Raw genomic sequence first — 19559 nt, 5'->3', positions numbered from 1 at the left:
AGCCTGTAAGAAACAGGCTACCTGATTGAATTTGTGTTATTTCATGTGTCGTAAACGCTTTAAAGATTTTTCCAGATACTCCTGAGTTAATTCATCTGAGTCCTGGTATTTCACCCGTAAAGCTTCCAACCTGTTGTGTAAATCTTTTTGAACATCTGAATACTGCTCCTGACCGTAAACATTATTCATTTCGCTCGGATCTTCCTTTAAATCGTACATCTCCCACTCATCTACGTCGTGGTAAAAATGCATTAGTTTGTAACGCTCTGTGGCGATACCATAATGACGTTTCACCATGTGCCAGCTTGGATACTCATAATAATGATAGTAATGTTCTTTACGCCAATCCTCAGGAGTTTCACCTTTCAGGATCGGTACAATACTGCGTCCCTGCATCTCTTCACCACCTGAGGCTCCTGCTATTTCAAGGAAAGTTTGGGCAAAGTCAAGGTTCGAAACCAAATTGGAATTAGTACTACCAGGCTTTGTAACACCAGGCCATTTAACCAGTAATGGAGTTTTAAGAGATTCCTCATACATAAAACGTTTATCAAACCAGCCATGCTCACCTAAATAAAATCCTTGATCTGAAGAATATATGACAATTGTATTTTCATCGAGACCTGATTCCTTAAGGTAATCTAACACACGGCCAACATTCTTATCTACACTGGCAATACAAGCCAGATAATCCTGCATGTAACGTTGGTATTTAAATTGAACCAACTCTTTCCCTTTTAAATCAGCGTTATTATAATACTCGAGAATCGGATCATACACTTTATCCCATTCCTTTTCCTGTTCTTCATTTAAGCGAGCTGTGGTGCCAAGTTTTTTGTCCTTAAACATTTTCAAATCACGATCCATTCGCATGGTAATGTCAATTGACATGTCCTGTTCTTTAGCTGCACTTCCTCTATTTGAGTAATCATCAAATAAGTTTGCCGGCTCAGGAAAAGTAACATCCTTGTATAAAGTCAACTCATTAGGACCTGGTTCCCATTCGCGGTGAGGAGCTTTATGTTGAAGCATTAACATGAATGGTTTATTATCATCCTGAGCTCCTTTTATGTAATCGATAGCTTTATCTGTAATGATTTCAGTTACATAACCGGTTTCGGTGTGTTTACCTGCTGGTGTTTTAAAAATAGGATTGTAATAAAAACCTTGTCCTGGTAATACTTCCCAATAATCAAAACCTGTTGGCTCAGATCCAAGGTGCCACTTACCCACAATACCTGTTTTATATCCGGCCTCTTGCATCAGTTTAGGGAATGTAACTTGAGAACCATCAAATTTAGTACCTCCTTCATTTGATATAAAACCATTTAAATGTCCGTATTTTCCGCTTAAAATGGTAGCTCTTGAAGGTCCACAGATTGAATTGGTTACCAGGCAACGATTAAACAACATACCTCCATCTGCAATACGATCAATGTTTGGTGTTGGTGCATAATCCTTTAATACGCCACCATAAGCACTAATAGCCTGATAGGCATGGTCATCACTGAAAATAAAAACAATATTAGGTTGTTTTTTTTGCGACTCTTTCTTTTTGGCTGGTTGACAAGCAACAACTAAAACCATTGCCATCAACAATACAATTTGACTGATCTTATTCATAATCTATATCGGTTATTATTCACGTATTCTATTATCAGGTGCTCCCCACCACTCTGAATCAGGCAACTGGCTATCCCAGGTATTAAATATGCTCTGCAATTCCGCAGCCAACTCTGGAAATTCATCTGCCAGGTTAAATTCTTCCTTTGGATCATCAGCCAGGTTAAATAGTTCTGGTGAATCAGAATTTTTCATCCCCCTATCATTCCAGCAAAGTTTCCAGTCTCCCTTGCGAATAGCATAATCATCATCACGACGCCAGTATAGTATTTCATGTGGGTTTTCATCAGTTTCATTTTTCAGATAGGGTAACAAGTCAACACCATCAAAATCATGATCGCCATTTATATCAAGATAGCTTACCAATGTTGGTAAAATATCCAAATTAGAAACTGGCTTATCATACATACCGGGTTCCAATACACCTGGCCATTTGATCAGAAACGGTACTCTGATTCCTCCTTCATAGGTATCTCCTTTCCATCCACGTAAGCCTCCTGTTGAAGACATATAATCATTAGGTACATTTCTCTTTGCCTGTCCTCTGGGAGAACCGTTATCACTCATAAAAATAACAATGGTATTTTCTCCAATTTCTTGCCTGTCCAAACACTGAATAACCTTTTGAATTCCATCATCCATTGCTAATACCATACCCGCAAATTTTCTCCGATTGGGTAGCTCAATGTGCGATAAGCGCTCTAAATATTTATCTGGGACTTCCCACGGGTGATGAACCGCATTGTATGAAAGGTATAGAAAGAAAGGTTGGTTACTTGATTTTTCAATGAAATTAATTGCTTTATCAGTGAAAACTTCGGTCAGATATCCTTTAAAGGTAACTGGTGTATTATTGTCAAATAATGGCCAACGTGCTTTTTTATTGCCCATCTTAAGTCCTGACTTATAATACGAATGAGCACCATTTAAAAAGCCGTAATAGTAGTCGAAACCCTTTTGGTTTGGACGTTTTGATTCGGCAACACCCAAGTGCCATTTACCCACCATTCCGGTTGTGTACCCAATTGATTTAAGTAATTCCGGCGCCAATACTTTATCATCAGGGATACCAGATCCTTGTGAAATTTCAGAGTCCGGCCAACCTGAAGCACTACAATTCTCTCCTAGTCCAAAACGTTGTTGATACTGCCCGGTTAATAAGCCTGCACGAGAAGGAGCACAAACCGAGGCTGACACATAAGCTTGATTAAACTGTATTGATTGTTTTGCTAAGGCATCCAGACCAGGGGTTAAAACATCGTTAAAACCGTTATAGGCAACATCCCCAAAACCCATATCATCGGCGTAAATAATAACGATGTTAGGTCTATCAGTTTTTTTGCGTATTGGATTTGCAATACACATCAAGCCACAAAGAAACAGCAGACTTAACATTAATTGCAATCGGATAATTGTAGCTAATTTGAACATTTCTAATTTTCATTATTCATCTCAACGAAAATATCAACATTCAAACAACAGCTCAACAAACCCACCTTTACATCGTTTTCATCGTTGCAACATTCTGATTAAATCACCCATACAAAACCATCATCTATATAAAAAACTCACTATATAAGCCTAACTATATGAATATTACAAAACTTCACAACTTAAAATGATATCATAAACTCAGAAAGATTGTCATTAGGATCAAGGTGCAGTTTTTTACGGATTTTGTAACGATGAACTTCTACACTACGCAGTGAAACGTTCATCAGCGGAGCAATTTCTTTGGTAGATAAATTCATTTTCAGATAGGCACACAAACGTAAATCTTTAGGTGTAAGATCCTCATAATTATTCTTTAAGCGCTTAAAGAAATCTTCATGTGCGCGATCAAAATGTAAACGGAATACGTTCCAATCATCCTCATCTTCAATACTATGATCAATCATTCTTATCAGGCGATTCATGTATTTTTCGGGATAACTGTATTTAAGATGTTCACGTTGTTTTAGAATTTCTTGCTTTACTTCGGTCAGAACTTCTTTACGTTTAATAGTGGCGATAGTACGGTTTGCAAGTTCTGTACTTTGGTGTTGAATTTCCTTTTGCAACAGCTCATTTTTTAAGCGAATCATACGTTCTTCGTTGCGATGCTGTTCCTCATTATATTTATCCTCCCAGGCCCTTTTTTCATCTTCAACAAGTTTAATATGATGTTCCTTTATTAACTTCCTTACAAACATTACAATCCCGGCCATTGCAATTAAGCCAATAATACTGACAAGAATAATGAACCATATTTGGGCAAAAAACGGCCTTTCAATCAAGAAAGAGTATTTCACAGGTAGTAATTCGTGCCCAAACTCATCTTCACCTTTTATATGCAGAGTATAACTACCCCATGGGAGTTTCTCAAATACAATACGATTGCGCTTATTGCCTTTTATCCACCTATCATGAAAGCCTTCAAGCTTAACCCAATACTTGCTTTTTTGAGCAACAGATGCCATTGACATATAATCAAACATCAGCTTTTTATTGGTATATGGAATCCTAATTATAGTGTCGCCTGAATTATTTGGTAATGATGAGATTTCATTTTTATTCCAACATGTGACATGCCTGACGTGAATTGCATCAAAGTTATTTTGTTGCTCTTCAAATGCCGATTTATAGACTAACGCTAAACCATTTTCTAACCCAAAAGCTGTTGTGCTGTCGTTTAATGCAACAATGATCGGATATTTTTCATCAAGAGAATTATACGGATCACTAAATGCATATTCAAACTCCTTCTTAATGGTGTTGGATTCGACTTTAAATAAAGCAACTTTTTGTGGTAAAGCAAACCAGTATTTGTTAAAGTCTGATTGAACGACAGCATTCGCGAAGGCATATTCATTCAACTGCTCCTCCACTTTTGCATAACGAACAACTGTATCACGCAATTCATCATAAGTAAATAAACCACTGTTTGTTGTAAAAACGATGCGTCCATCCAATTTTGATACTTTATTTCCTGCATTTTGAGGCATTCCTTTATTTAGTCCGTAACGCTCCTTAAGCAATGGTTTGTTTAGCTCATTTATTTGAACTTTAAAGACTTCCTTTCTACGTGTATGAGAAACCCAAATGTTGTTATATTGATCCACCTCCATATTACGAGAAGGTTCAAAAAAACCTTTTAATATATTACTCAATTCAAACCCATCCTCACCCTTCCTAAACAATACCAATGAAGTATATGAATTTTGTATTAGAAACTCCTTTTTCTCATTTTGAATGGGTATAAAAGATTGCCCACCTCCGAGTGTGGATATTTGAGTCACCTTTCTGCCCTTAATCTGAAAACTTCCTTTATTATGCCCACAGAGCAAATAATCCCCCACTTGCTTTAGTGTCCATGCGTGACCTTTTAACTCTTCAATTACCTTAAAATCTGATGGCTTTAATTCGCTCAAATCATAACCGTCTAGTGGATGGTAATAGACTCCTTGATCGGTTCCCACATAAATATTGCCTTGAAATATAGCAACTGCATGAACAACGCCCCAATTGGCTGACACATCGGATATATAATCAACAGGACGGTTAAACTCAATGCACGAAATCCCTTTGTTGAGAGCAACCCATAAACGCTTCTGTTTATCACATTTCACATCCAGGATTGTATTGCTTTCTAAGCCATTATTCGAATTCAGATGTTCAATGATCTCACCTTTTCGGCTAAGTTTAAATATTCCATTGTCGAGAGTTCCAATGTAGTAGAATTGGCCATCAAAGGTTCCTGCATTAATGTCAAACTCCTTTATTATTCTCTGCGCTTCACATTTCCATTCAACTATACTGTTTTTACCATCCCAAACAAACAATCCTTTTTTACCTGTGCCTAGTAGAAACTTGTCACCTTCAAAGGGTAATAAAACACGAGTAAAAGCTCTGTATAAATTGTCACTTCCCTCTATTTCTTTAAATTCTCTGCTATCATATTCAAGCAAATTACCCCTGGTTTTTTGTGTAATCAGACGATTACGAACATTCAAAAGAAAAATGATGCCACCACCGATCTCCTCAATACTCAATTCATCATTTTCATATATGTATATAGTATTAAATGATTGAAATATAATCTCTCCCCTATTTCCTTTAACAATCTTCCAAATCATATCATTGTGCAACTTATTTAAAGGAACATTGGCCGATAAAGATGTGTATTTGAGTTTTCCAGTATTGCCCTTTTCCCAATATCCGAATTCTTCGAATGAACCGGTGTAAATACGATCACCGATTACAAGTATCGAACGAACACTCCCATTTCCAGGGGTCTTATACAACTCCCACATGTTTCCATCAAATTGCAGTAATCCAGCTTCATTTCCGAAATAGGCTGTTCCATTATCCTCAAAATCAATGGCCCAATTTTTACTAAAACCATTGTATGTATTCTTTAAAAAGTTTGTTATCTCATTTGCTCCAAATATGAAATTTACATTAATCAAATAACAAAATATTACTGCAGCAATTCTGTATGAATAATTAAATAATCCCATAAAATCTGATAAAGAAGCAATATACGAAATCATTAAAGAAAGCAACTATGCTTAAATTAAAAACTAATCATAAACTCTGACAAGTTAGTTTCTGCTGGTAAATCCATTTTTTTTCTCAGTCGATAACGATGAACTTCAACACTCCGCTCTGATATATCCAATAAAGGAGCAATTTCTTTGCTTGATAAGTTCATTTTCAGATAAGCACAAAGCCTTAAATCACGAGGGGTTAACTGCTTATACTCCTGTTTTAATCGTGAAACAAAATTATTATTGGCTTTATCGAAATGCCGCTCAAATAAACCCCAATCATCCTCTGTATGAATATTTGAATCAATAAGTTCAACTAACTTTTTATAGTATTTATCAGGATAACGAATGCCTAACTTTTCTTTCTGACTTGAAAGTTCTTTCTTAATACTTGCTAATACTTCCTTGTTTCTAATAGCGTTTAGCGCACCTGTTGCAATGTGATTGTTCTGTTGGATTAGTTCATCCTCCAGCTTGTTCTGAACATTCTTTAACTCATTAATTTTTATATGGTTATCAGCATCTCCATCAGAAACTACTTCCTGCAAATCAGGTACATACCGCCTAAGATTTCTTTTAAAACGTAGTAATAGTATCAAAAGTATGCTTAAACCGCATAGACTCCAAAGTATTAAGAATCCCGTTTTTAGATACCATGGTTTTAATAGACTAACCAACATTTTTTTAGATAAGGTTGCTTGTCCCCATTGGTCATATGCTTTAATTGTCAGTTGACATTCATTACCGGGCAACTCTGTAATATTAAACTGTTCATGATTTCCCTTAAAGTGAACACTATCATTTTGGGATATGAATTCTAAATGATATTCCATTTGTCGTCCCGGCGACGCTAATGTACTCAGGTTGATAACCAAATCTTTGAAATTAAATGGTAACTCAATATGATCTGATTCCGGTTTTCCGATTTGTATATTATTTTTTCCATCCTTATAGCTCAATTGTAATATTATATCGTGATGACGATCCTTAACTTCTGCATTTAAGTTATTTAGGTCATCATCATATATCATTCCCAATCCATTTTCCAGTCCTATAAAGGTTCCAATTGAATCAATGGTAACAATATTCTCCCAGTCTTCAACTAATCCCATATGTGGTTCCACAAACTTATATTGCAGGATTTTAGAAATATCATTATCACTAATTCTAAATAACGCGATATTTCTGTCACCAATGAGCCAGTAATGGTTGTTATCTCGCCTAATTATTCGATGCGCACTTTTTAAGTTACCCAGCTGTTTATTAATTTCATCGTAATAAACAATTGAGTCTTTTAGTCCATCATATGTATAAATACCTTTTGAACTGGTAATGATAATACGTTTGTTAAATTCATATACTTCACTTTTAACATCCTGAGGTAAGCCATTATCGGCCTCAAATACATTATAGCTATAGGCATCTTTCAGGTTGTGTTGCAGACGTATATTGTAAAGTTCGCTTTTTCGGTCATGTTGAAGCCATATCTGATTTTTATGATCTACGGCTATGGACATGGTCGGCTCTGAAAATCCTTGTACAGTGGTTTTAAATTGCCACGTTCCCTGCTCTCCTTTTTCGAGTATGACTAAATCAGAATAACAATTTTGAATTAAATAGTTCTTTTCTTTCACCTTGATTTTTTGAAAGCTTCTTCCGCCTGCATAATTTGAGATTTGCTTAACCTGATCTTTTTGAATAAGAAATGTTCCCTGATTGTGTCCACATAATAGTTGATCATCAACAACAGCTAAAGACCAGGCCAAACCAATTAAATCCGGTAATAACTTAAAATCATCAAAAGAAACCAATCGCTCGTTCTTCGAAAATGATTTATACCAAACGCCTTTGTTTGAAGCTATGTATAAATTGTCATTATGAAACGCAACAGAATGTACCGCTCCTATTTGCTTTTTTGGATCAATCAGAAATCTTATTGGTGAATCTAATTCAAGATATCCAATACCTACACTCATTGTAAACCAAAGTCTGTTAAATTCATCAAACTTTAACGACAAAATCGTATTATCCTGTAAGTAATTCTGGCTATTAATTTTATAAACAATTTCCCCATTCGAGTTAAAGATTATCAGTCCCGAATTAATTGTTCCAATATAATAGAAGCCTTCATGATAGGCTGCACAATTTATATCCTCATTCTTTAAGAATTGATTTGCCTCACTCTGCCAGGGGATTAGTCTATTATTCTGCCAAATATACATACCTTGTTTTTTAGTCAAAACAAGTCTTTTCATATCCCTGAATGGCAAAATTCCTTTTATACGTTCTTGTTTAAGGTGCTTCGACTGTAAGGCTTTCTGATAACCATAACCGGTCAATTCCAGTAATGCGCCGCGCCTTGTATTCCCCCATAACCTTTTATTATATTCCACCATCAAGAATGGAGGAGTGTTAATTTCAACCTTACGCACACTTTGCCCGTCATACTTCAAAGTAAGACTAAACCCCTGGAAGATGATGTTTTTATCAACATCTTCAAAAATCCGCCAAATCTCCTGATTATGAAAGGTTACATTTACCAACTTATCATTTAATGAGAAATATCCGAGTTTTCCATTTACGTCTCTTTTCCAATAACCAATTTCTTCAGATGAGCCTGTGTATACAAGTCCATCAGAGGCGGCACATACAGAACGAACTTTCGAATATGCAGGTAACTCATTTAAAGACCAATTGACTCCATCAAAACTTAATAAACCTTTATCATTACCAATGTAAACATAACCATCTTTTCCATGGTCAATACACCAGTTACGGTTACTGGCATTATATTGGTGTTTGTAAAAGGTTGTAACTTGTGGTAATGTAAAATGGTTGGTGCACCAACCATCTACTAAGAAATTTAATTGAAATAGCAATATCAGAAATAACAACCTGTGCACCATTTTCCTTTATTTGAGTTATTGCTTAAAAATAACAATTTGATGTGAGATTCAAATATTATAAATCATTACAGTTTTGTGCTCCTGAATTGAATATCATCAAGGTATACAGGTTTTGTAAAAGTTCCTGACGTATTTTGAAAAACAAAAGTAATCTGAGAGACAGCTCCTTTGAATGCCTGGCAGTCAAACTCCAATTTATGCCATTCTCCATATGTTTCGGATTTATTAATTGGCTCAAGTTTAACCACCTTTCCCTTTTTCCCTTTAATCTCAACATATAGATCACAAGGTTCATCCGCCTTAACAGAAACATTAAGGTAACGGTGACGCCGTTGGAAGACAGAAGTCTTCATACTAACTGCCAAACCTTTTATACCATCAACATCAGGGTTGATTCCAATAACGTTATCACTGGTATTCTCCCCTTTTGGCAATGGATTTTTCACATACAATAGACTGCCTTTGTTTTTATGAGAAAGAAACTGTTCTGTATTAATACCTTCAAAATCTTCATGTGGATGTCGAACATATTTACCAACAGAAGGGCTCCATCCCCACTGTTTAGCACCAACTTGTTTCGACCATGCCTGGTATTTCTTTCGTAGTTTTTGGACTATTTCTGGATGCCGCTCATATAAATCAACAGATTCTGTTTTATCCTCAGCAATTTGAAATAATTTCGGTTGCCCTTTAATTTCGTTCTTAACGAGCTTCCACTCTGTATCACGGATAGCCCAACGGTGGTTAATTCGCCAATATAATACATCATGTACCGGACTTTCTTCTTTTCCATTTAAATAAGGCATTAAATCCTTACCGACCATACCTTTAGTATTCTTAACCGAAGTAGCTTCTAGAATGGTAGGTAATATGTCCAAGGTACTAACCGCTTCATGATACTCTTTATTAGCCTGGATTTTTCCAGGCCATGAAACACAAAATGGCAAACGAATTCCGCCTTCAAATAATGTTCCTTTCTCACCCCGATAAGGCATGTTATAAGAATAATTACCCTTTAACTTTCCACCATTATCACTAACAAAAAAGATAAGTGTATTATCACGTAATCCTTTATCTTCAAGAACCTTTAGTATTTTCCCAATGTTTGCATCCATCGCATATTGCATAGCACACAATGTACGTCGTTTTGGATTCTCAATTTGCTTAAATAGTTTTTGATACTCTGCAGGAGGCTCTTGAAGGGGTCCATGAACTGCATTAAATGCCAGATACATAAAGAACGGATCATCACCCACTCTATTGATATATTCACATGCTTCTTCTCCAAAAGCATCAGTTAAATAACGCTCTTCAGAACTAAGCGGTTTTGTATTTCTAAATAAAGTTCTGCCTTCATTATTGCCCGGGTAGTAGCTGGCCGCACCGCCTAAAAATCCGTAAAAATAATCAAAGCCTCTATTGGTAGGAAAGTATTCATCTGATTCATGTCCAACATGCCATTTTCCGATACATGCAGTTTGATATCCCTTGGGTTTTAAAAACTCAGGGATAATTTTAATTGTTGGCGGAATACCAGCCAGCACATCTGGACCGGAACGAAACGGCCCTGGATTATCATCAAATCCCAAAGATTGTTGATAGCGTCCTGTTAGTAATCCTGCCCGAGATGGCCCGCAAACAGGTGCAGTTACATATCCACAACTAAAATAAGTACCGCTTTCAGCCAAAGCATCAATATTAGGAGTAGGAATATTGCTATTTTGCTGGTGATAACCAACATCGGCATTACCAAGATCATCTGCGACAATGACAATTACATTGGGCTTTTGAGCCCAAAGCAATTGACTTATAAAAAGACTAACAATCAGAATACTATAATGCATATTCATATTTTCTTCAAAAATCAGATAGCTTCCTTATACTCCTCTTGTAACTCAGCTAAACGCTTTTTTAGATTTCTCGTAATCTCCACATAATCCGGATGTCCATACAGATTATTCATCTCAGATGGGTCCTCCTGTAAGTCATACAATTCCCATGCATCCATCTTATGGTAAAAATGCATCAGTTTATATCGCTCTGTTCGAACGCCGTAATGTCTTCTAACAGAATGGAAACCAGGAAATTCATAAAAGTGATAATACAAAGCATCGCGCCATTTATCAACTTTCTCTCCTGATAATAATGGCTTTAAAGAGAGTCCCTGCATATCTTCAGGCTGATTTACGCCGCAGAAGTCAAGGATGGTTTGCGCATAATCAAGATTTTGCACCATCTGGTTAATTTCAGTTCCGGCTTTTATCTTACCAGGATATTGGATCAATAAAGGAGTTCGGAATGACTCTTCATACATGAAACGTTTATCGAAGAAGCCATGCTCTCCTAAATAAAAACCTTGATCAGACGTGTAAATTACAATTGTATTTTCTTCTAAACCTGATTCTTTCAAGTAGTCTAATAGGCGCCCCACATTCTCATCAACAGAAGCAATCGTACCCATATAATCCTGCAAATACCTTTGATACTTCCAAAGAGCCAACTCCTTATCACTTAAGTCCATGTTATGAAATGCTTCGTTAATTGGACGATACGCTTTCCAAAATGTCTCTTTTTGCTCATCTGTTGCACGGTTAAACAAGTGTGGCCATGGATCGTAGCGAAAGCTATCAACTCCGGCTTTAACTGTCATTTTTAAATCGTGCCCTTCATACATGTCACGATAAATATTCATCTTTTGTTTTGCAGATGCTTTGCGTCCTTTGTAATCATCAAAATAAGTATCAGGCACTGGGAAAGACACTGAATCATACATATTATAATGACGCTCAGCAGGCCACCAGTTACGATGAGGTGCTTTGTTTTGCACCATTAACATAAATGGCTTCTCCTCATCTCTTTGTTCATCCAACCATTTTAAAGATTTCTCCATAATCAGGTCAGTAGCATATCCATGATTCATAACGGTATCCTTACCTGTAATAAAATCTGGATTATAATATTCGCCCTGATCATTTAATACCTCCCAATAATCAAAACCTTGAGTCGGAACACCTTTCAAGTGCCATTTACCAACAATTGCTGTTTGATAACCTTCAGCTTGCAGATATTTTGGCAATGTGGGCTGATTCTGGTCAAATTTATCACGATTACGCGTGAAGCCATTAATATGACTGAATTTTCCTGTTAATATTGTTGCCCGACTTGGACCACATAAAGAGTTGGTACAATATGCTTTATTAAATAAAGCTCCATTCTCTGCAATTCTATCAATATTAGGTGTTGGTGCGACTTTAGAAATGCCATGACCATAAGCACTAATAGCTTGTATAGCATGGTCATCTGATGTAATTAAGATGATATTTGGTCGCTTTTTAGTGGGTCTCGTTGCCGAACACGCCAACGAGACTGCCACTAAGGCACCTAACATGATACGATTTATTCTATTTCTTGAAAACATATAATTGGATTCTTGGGGTTAATTTTCTAATAATGTGAATTCAACCTGATAATCAGTATCTGAATTAGGCCCTACGAAAACGGTAAATTTTCCTGGTTCGGTTCCAAAAGACATATCTTGTCGATAGAACGCTAACATATCTGCATTAATGATGAAGCTAACAGTTTTAGTTTCATCTTTCTTGATGTGTAGTTTCCTAAATCCTTTTAGTTCTTTTAATGGTCGGGTAACCGAAGCCACATGATCATGGATATATAGTTGCATTACTTCGTCAGCATCATAATCTCCTGTGTTTGTTACATCAACTGTTAGGGTTAATTCTTCGCCCTGATTAACGGATTGCTTGTTAAGCTTAGGATTGGAATATTTAAATGTTGTATAACTCAAACCATATCCAAACGGAAATAGTGGTGAATTAGCAACGTCTAAATAGCGAGACTTATAGGTATCTTTTGGTTTTTCAGGATCAAACGGACGTCCGGTATTCTTGTAATTGTAATAAATCGGTATTTGACCAACATTTCGCGGCATCGTCATCGTTAATTTACCGGATGGAATTTGTTTTCCATAAAGCAGGTCCGCAACTGCTTTGCCACCTTCTGTTCCCGGATACCAAATATTCATAACTGCATCAGACAGTTTGACTTCTTCCTCAATAGTCATTGAACGCCCTGTCATGTAAACAAGGATTAAAGGTTTATTCAACTTAGCAATTTCCTTTAACAATTCAGACTGAACACCAGGCAGGTTAAGGTTTGTTCGGCATGCCGCTTCACCTGACATACTCCATTTTTCACCCAATACCATCACAACTTTATCCGCATTTTTTGCGATCTGGATCGCTTTCTTAAAGCCTGATCTATTATTGCTATTTACATCACAACCTTTAGCAAAGGTTACTCCTGTTTCGGTTCCATTCAGTTTTATAGCCTCCAGAATTGTTGCTTCTACTGCCTGAGGTTTACCTGCCGCTTTCCATGAACCAAGCAGGTCACGTTTGGAATTAGCTAATGGACCAATCACAGCAACCTTATCTTCTTGTTTCAGAGGTAGGGCTTTCTTTTCATTTTTAAGCAACACACACGATGCAACTGCCATTTCATATGCTGTTTTTCGATTCTCAGCAGATAGAATCTCAATCTTCTCCAATTCGTCATTACAATATTTGAATGGATCATCCATAATACCCAATTCAAACTTTAAGCGTAAAACATTTCTAACAGCTTCATCCAACTCTTCCTCGCTAACATCACCCTTTTCGATGGCGGTCTTTAGATGATCCATAAACACGCCGCCTTCCATATCCATATCAACGCCTGCATTCATGGCTAATACACCGGCATGATACTCATCCTTAGCTACTCCGTGAGGAATTAATTCATTAATTGCAGTATAATCGGTAACTACCATACCGTCAAACCCCCACTCTTTTCGCAAAATATCAGTTAGTAGATATTTGCTTGCCGATGCAGGTACACCATCTAAATCATTAAACGAAGTCATAACTGTGCGAGCCCCTGCATCAATTGCTGCCTTATATGGTGGCAAATATGTCTCTCGCAACACCCTATCGGACATATCTACACTGTTATAATCCCTACCTGCAGTAGCAGCTCCATAAGCGGCCATATGCTTAACGCAAGCTAACACTGTATTGGTTTTACTTAAGTCATCGCCTTGAAAACCACGGACACGCGCCGCTGCAATTTGCTCACCCAGAAAAGGATCTTCTCCAGCTCCTTCTGATACTCGTCCCCAACGTGGATCACGACCAATATCACACATCGGAGCAAATGTCCAGTGTAAACCAGAAGCTGCTGCTTCACGGGCTGCCATGTGTGCGCTTTTTTCAATCAACTTCAAATCCCAGCTGGCCGACTCTCCTAAAGAAATCGGAGTTAAGGTTTGATGACCATGAATTACATCGTATCCAAATAATAATGGTATACCTAACCTTGTTTCATTTACGGCTAATTCTTGTAACTTTCTGGTATACTCAACTGTATGAGCATTAAAGATATTACCACACTTACCTGTTCGAATTGCTTCCTCTTCTCCTTCGCGCAAAACTGGTCCCGTTACATCCCAACGGCTAGTGAATAAAACGGTTTGACCAACTTTCTCATCCAGAGTCATTTGACTGAGTAGACTATCTACGCGTTCTGATATTTTATCATTCTTGATATTACCAGTCTGATTTGCCTGTTTACAGCTAATAGCTAACAATAGCAAACTCAATCCAATTATTATATTTTTTAACTTATTCATTTCAGTTATAATTTTACGTCCCCAATAACCTGCACTTATATCATTGTACTGTCTTGCACTTACATTAAATGTGTTCTAAAACCCTATCTGACAATATTGAACTAACCATATAATCCGATTGCGAAATATTAATCACTAATAAAGGCAAACACCATGTCCTCAACATTTGATGATTTTACAGGCTGTTTTTGCCTTAGAATTATTCATTTGATTTCATCAAAATCAATTCTTTACCAACTTTTTAGTTACGTAACTCTTGTCGTTACTTAAGCAGACAACGTAATTACCACTACTTAGATCACTTACCGAAAAATTAATGCTTGAATTAAATTCTGTCGAAACCTGTATCTTCTTAACAAGAGTACCATTGATACCATAAATTTTTAGGGTATCATACCCTTGTCCTTTGTATATACCTGAAAGACTTACCTCATCACTCGTTGGATTTGGACTTAAAACGATATCTTCCTGCATCTTGTTATCACGAATTGCAGCAGGACTTTCAGAGAAGAAATCATTGTATTTATTAAAGAAATCGGCACCAAGAAACTGAGGCAGTGCTGCCAGGCCAAAGAACATACAAGAATAATCTACACCTTCTACTTTATTCGGCTTCCAGTCTAAATCACTATAGCTGTATTTCCATAAAATTGTTGCTCCTTCCTCAATATCAACCTGACCTATTTTACGTGGATCTTTTAACATAGATAAGATATCAGCTCTCACACGATCAGGTGCTGCCGGTGAAAAGCCAGCTAAAATATGTGGTGAAACATTTAAGTTTTGGTTTTGATCTTTACTTGTTCCCATATTCTCAGGTAAGCAAATACGATCAACCTGATACTTACTGTCAGGAGCTCCAACACCAGCACCGGTTCCATATTCATATGGCTGCCAACCTAATGCCTTTAAATCTACATCACCGGCATCACTTCTGTCGGCCCACCACGCAGAGTCAGCCTTCATTGCCATGCGCATTTCATCAATGTATACATTGTTCGAAGAAAAATGATGAACAAAATTATGATTGAACATAAACGTAAACATAGAGGTAAAACGTGCAAACGATGGTGAAGCAACTGGAATATCGCCATTTTTACCTTCATAAATTGCATGTTTAAGATTAGTTGGATCTTCATAATGTTTCATCCATAATTTATGAGCTGGTGAATTTTCGTCATTCGCCTGGTTCTTAGCAAACCAAGCCACAATCATGTATTCATTAAAAGGAACAGTCCAATTCCCGTTAGGCGTTCCATCTTGCTGCATTCCCAAAGCAATCTGCCCTTTATCAATATCACCAACAAATACTGAGTGATCGGTTGAATTATACAATTCAGTCGCTAATTGGTAAATCTCTGCATTATCCTTAAAATAATTGCGCGCAAACAATGCACCTCCTAACATCAGATCAGTATCAATCGGACTCCAATTGCTTCCCCTTGCAGCGCCAGTATTGATATCATAGAAGTGAATAAAGCACCCCTTTTCTGTACGGGGTAGGTTAAAACCAGGAACTTGACCTGATACAGCTTTGAGTGTCTGCAACACCTTTTCTTCGGCAGTTGGTTCCCACCCCATAGCATGTCCTACGCAAAGTGACATCAAGCCCATTCCAATGTTGGCCACTGAACCTCGATCCGAATCAGCATCGAGTTTTACCATATCAAGATAAGCTCCATTTGTATGTCTTAATGCTTGGTAAAACTTGTAAGTATTATGAAACAATTCTTCTAATAACTCATCATCCGATTTCTGAGCATTTAAGTTAACTCCAATTGCTAATATAAAAACGAGTAGTATTTTAAATATTTTCATTGCCTGTTTTTTTACTGGTTAGTGGTTTGATTTCTTTGATCGCTTGCCTGCTGCTCTATTCTTCTTTTTCTGCTCAGCCTTTAGTTTGATCTTTTCCAACTGCTCTTTTGGCATTAAACTTCTTTTTGTCGGAAAATCATTCTCCCACAAATCCTTAACCTTATTCGGGTTATTACGGTTATCAAACATGACCAATGCCGGATCTTTTTTCTCTACCATCCAATTTCGCAACTCATTTTGTAATTGAGCCAATTCTTTTTGGTATCGAGGATCATCAATTAAATTATTTGTTGCATCAGGATCATTCACCACATCATAAAGTTCTTCAGGCACACGATAGCGATACATTTTAGCCCAATCCAGATACTCTTTATATTCAGGGTCATTCTCAACTGTTTTGAGTATTTCACCCTCGTTGGAATTAGCATAACGATAACCTGACATATGCCACGGATTAAAAATGTATCGGAAACGCTTATTATCAACAGATCGCATTGGTGTAGCTTTACCTCCGATTTTATAATCAATTTCACCAAAATGATAATCAAATCCTTTTTGCGACTTTCCTTTAATTAATGGCATTAAGGATTTTCCATCCAATTCCTGATCTATTTTAATACCTGTAGCATCTAAGAAGGTAGGAAACAAATCCACCTCAGCTACCATGTGCTTTTCATCCAAATGTCCTTTTTTCATTTCCGGATGATGAATGTAGAATGGTGTTTTAGTGCTGGCTACATATGTATTTGCTTTAGCAAAAGGGAAAGCAGATCCGTTATCCGAAAGAAATACGATTATTGTCGATTCGTATAACCCAGCCTTTTTCAATGCATTTATGACTGCATTAAAGGTATCATCCAATCGACGAACTGAGTTATAATAACAAGCCAACTCATAACGGACTTGTGCTATATCCGGCAGATATCCTGGCACCTCTACTTCTTCTGGTGAATAAGTCTTTGAAGGATGTTCTTCTCCTTTCTTCATTTTCTTATTCGGATCGTGGAATGGTCTGTGAGGATCATGAGAATTAACCATGAAATAAAATGGTTTACCTTCAGCTTTACACTTTTCAAAAAACTCTGTACTGAAAGCTGCATATTTCGATGGACTGCGGCCGGCACCTAACTCAGCGTAATCATGAACAAAATCCCATTTATACTGCATATTTGGAGTCGAGTGGTTAACTTTTCCTAATATGCCGGTTACGTATCCATTATCCTGAAAGGTCTGCATGGTTGTTGGAACTTCCTTCTTCATATGCATAAAACCCATCATACCACTTGAGACTCCATAAAGTCCGGTAGCCATAATACTGCGACTTGGCATGCAAATGGGCGTGTTGGTATGACCATTTTCGAATCGTACACCTTCATCAGCAAACTTATCAAGGTTTGGCGTCAGGTCTGGTATATTGCGCCCGAAAGTACCATTGGCTTCATAACCCAAATCATCAGCGGTAAACAATAATATATTGAATTGCTTATCTTGAGCCTGGACAATCCCTAGGCTCAAAAGACAAGCTATAATTATTAAAATTCGATTTTTCATATTCATCAGTTAACTATGATCATTCACTAATTATCCTGGAATGTTCCCTCAATATTTAGTTGTTGTAATGCTATCCAACCAGGATTGGCCCCATCTTTATCAGCCACCGTATGGAATAAGAAACGTATTTGGTTTGATGCACTTACTGGTAATTCAGCTTTATCAATTGTTGCTGATATTTCGAAATATCCATATCCTGTATTATCATTTGTACCTGCAGTTGCATTCAATCCGTAAGAACTAACAACTAATTGCCAATTATTAACCGCTTCTTTCTTTTCAGCCTGAGTTGTCATTGCCAACATTGCCTGATATTCTTCTTCGGTACAAACCCGTAAATCATAACGAAGCAAACCAGAGGTTAACTCTGCAGCTTTGTTGGATACAAAAGAAGCATCTAAACGTACTTCCCTGGCATTGGACACATCAACCATTTCGTTCAAAATAGCAATAGATTGTGATTTATTAGCAGTCCCACTCTCGTAACCTGTTGCAGCATTAAAAGCTAGCCAACGCAATATTGGTGTTGAGCCATATTCAGCAACCGGATGGTTTGAGTCAGCCTGAACATTCCAAAATGCTTTACCACTCTTTAGTTCGCCATAAATCAGGTGGGTTTGTAATCCCGCTATTAAATTTTCGGGTAAATCATTTCTTGGACCTGTTTCTTCACCTGATAAATCTAATGCAAAAATGCTTTCATCGTATGGCAGGTTAAGTTTGGTCACATTCACATTAAGGCTAACAGGTTGTGGTTGACTTACAGTTCCTACAAATTCAAGAACATATGTTCCAACATCAAATGGACCAACCATTTTGACCACACCAATCTCATCACTCCCCTCTTCTTCATAATCTGATTGACGACCAAATGAGAAAACATCTGTCGGTGACATCAGTACCTCTTTAATGCTAAGGTTCTCGAATGACAAACTAACACCAGATAAAATACCTTCTATAACATTTCCTGCTTCATCAACTGGTTGACCAGCCGGATTTATAAGTAAATCAACTTCGTTGGTCCCTGATGGAGTTTGTATGGTAATAACAGGTATCGCACTCTCTACAATCTCAAGACTGATTGCTTTATCGTTCACAACCGATCCGAATTCATTACTCACTTCAATAGCTATAATATAAGTACCTAATTCAAGAGTATTTTCAGCTGGTAGTGAAACAACACCTTGTGCATCAATCGTAAACTCATGAGAATTAACCACCGTATCCTGGGATGTAACACTTAATAGCTCATAGGTCATCGGTGCTTCGCCTCGAACCAATGGCAGACCGGATGACCACTCACTTCCTATTAACACATTCGCTGAATAATTCTGGTAATCCAACACCGAGGGAGCTGAGTTCAATTGCAATACTTCCTTATCTTCGGAGCAAGCCCAAAGACTAAAGATTATAAGTATGGATAATATATAACGTGTCATAATTTTA

Annotated in this window: 10 protein-coding genes; all 10 read right to left on the bottom strand. The window is 37.1% G+C overall.

Translation table 11 applies throughout. From position 1 onward, the window contains the following. Positions 1–36 precede the first annotated feature (36 nt). The gene (locus AC4MRQ_RS08470; RefSeq protein ID WP_491197231.1) at positions 37–1623 is read right to left on the bottom strand and encodes a sulfatase family protein; all 1587 of its coding nucleotides are present in this window, start codon (positions 1621–1623) and stop codon (positions 37–39) included. 15 nt (positions 1624–1638) lie between these two features. Continuing rightward, positions 1639–3054 carry a sulfatase-like hydrolase/transferase gene (locus AC4MRQ_RS08465; RefSeq protein WP_491197230.1) on the bottom strand — a complete coding sequence of 472 codons (1416 nt, stop codon included), beginning with the start codon at positions 3052–3054 and terminating at the stop codon, positions 1639–1641. A 182-nt stretch (positions 3055–3236) separates the two neighbouring features. Then, positions 3237–6071, bottom strand: coding sequence for a helix-turn-helix and ligand-binding sensor domain-containing protein (locus AC4MRQ_RS08460; protein ID WP_491197229.1), 2835 nt, complete (start codon positions 6069–6071; stop codon positions 3237–3239). Between the two features lie 107 nt (positions 6072–6178). After that, positions 6179–9058, bottom strand: a complete 2880-nt coding sequence (locus AC4MRQ_RS08455; protein WP_491197228.1) for a helix-turn-helix and ligand-binding sensor domain-containing protein — start codon at positions 9056–9058, stop codon at positions 6179–6181. 65 nt (positions 9059–9123) lie between these two features. Next, a complete protein-coding gene (locus AC4MRQ_RS08450; protein ID WP_491197227.1) occupies positions 9124–10902 on the bottom strand; it encodes a sulfatase-like hydrolase/transferase in 1779 nt (592 codons plus the stop codon). A 20-nt stretch (positions 10903–10922) separates the two neighbouring features. After that, on the bottom strand, positions 10923–12446 hold the full coding sequence (locus AC4MRQ_RS08445) for a sulfatase family protein (RefSeq protein WP_491197226.1): 1524 nt from the start codon (positions 12444–12446) through the stop codon (positions 10923–10925). Between the two features lie 48 nt (positions 12447–12494). After that, entirely contained in the window at positions 12495–14744 is a 2250-nt protein-coding gene (locus AC4MRQ_RS08440; protein ID WP_491197225.1) for a glycoside hydrolase family 3 N-terminal domain-containing protein, read from the bottom strand. Positions 14745–14966: 222 nt separating this feature from the next. Then, positions 14967–16562, bottom strand: a complete 1596-nt coding sequence (locus AC4MRQ_RS08435; RefSeq protein ID WP_491197224.1) for a T9SS type A sorting domain-containing protein — start codon at positions 16560–16562, stop codon at positions 14967–14969. An 18-nt stretch (positions 16563–16580) separates the two neighbouring features. Then, a complete protein-coding gene (locus AC4MRQ_RS08430; protein ID WP_491197223.1) occupies positions 16581–18113 on the bottom strand; it encodes a sulfatase family protein in 1533 nt (510 codons plus the stop codon). A gap of 26 nt (positions 18114–18139) precedes the next feature. Then, positions 18140–19552 carry a hypothetical protein gene (locus AC4MRQ_RS08425; RefSeq protein ID WP_491197222.1) on the bottom strand — a complete coding sequence of 471 codons (1413 nt, stop codon included), beginning with the start codon at positions 19550–19552 and terminating at the stop codon, positions 18140–18142. Positions 19553–19559: the final 7 nt, after the last annotated feature.

Source organism: Carboxylicivirga sp., from assembly GCF_982718395.1.
Note: the sequence above shows the minus strand (reverse complement) of the source record. Positions and strands in the feature narration are given on the sequence as shown.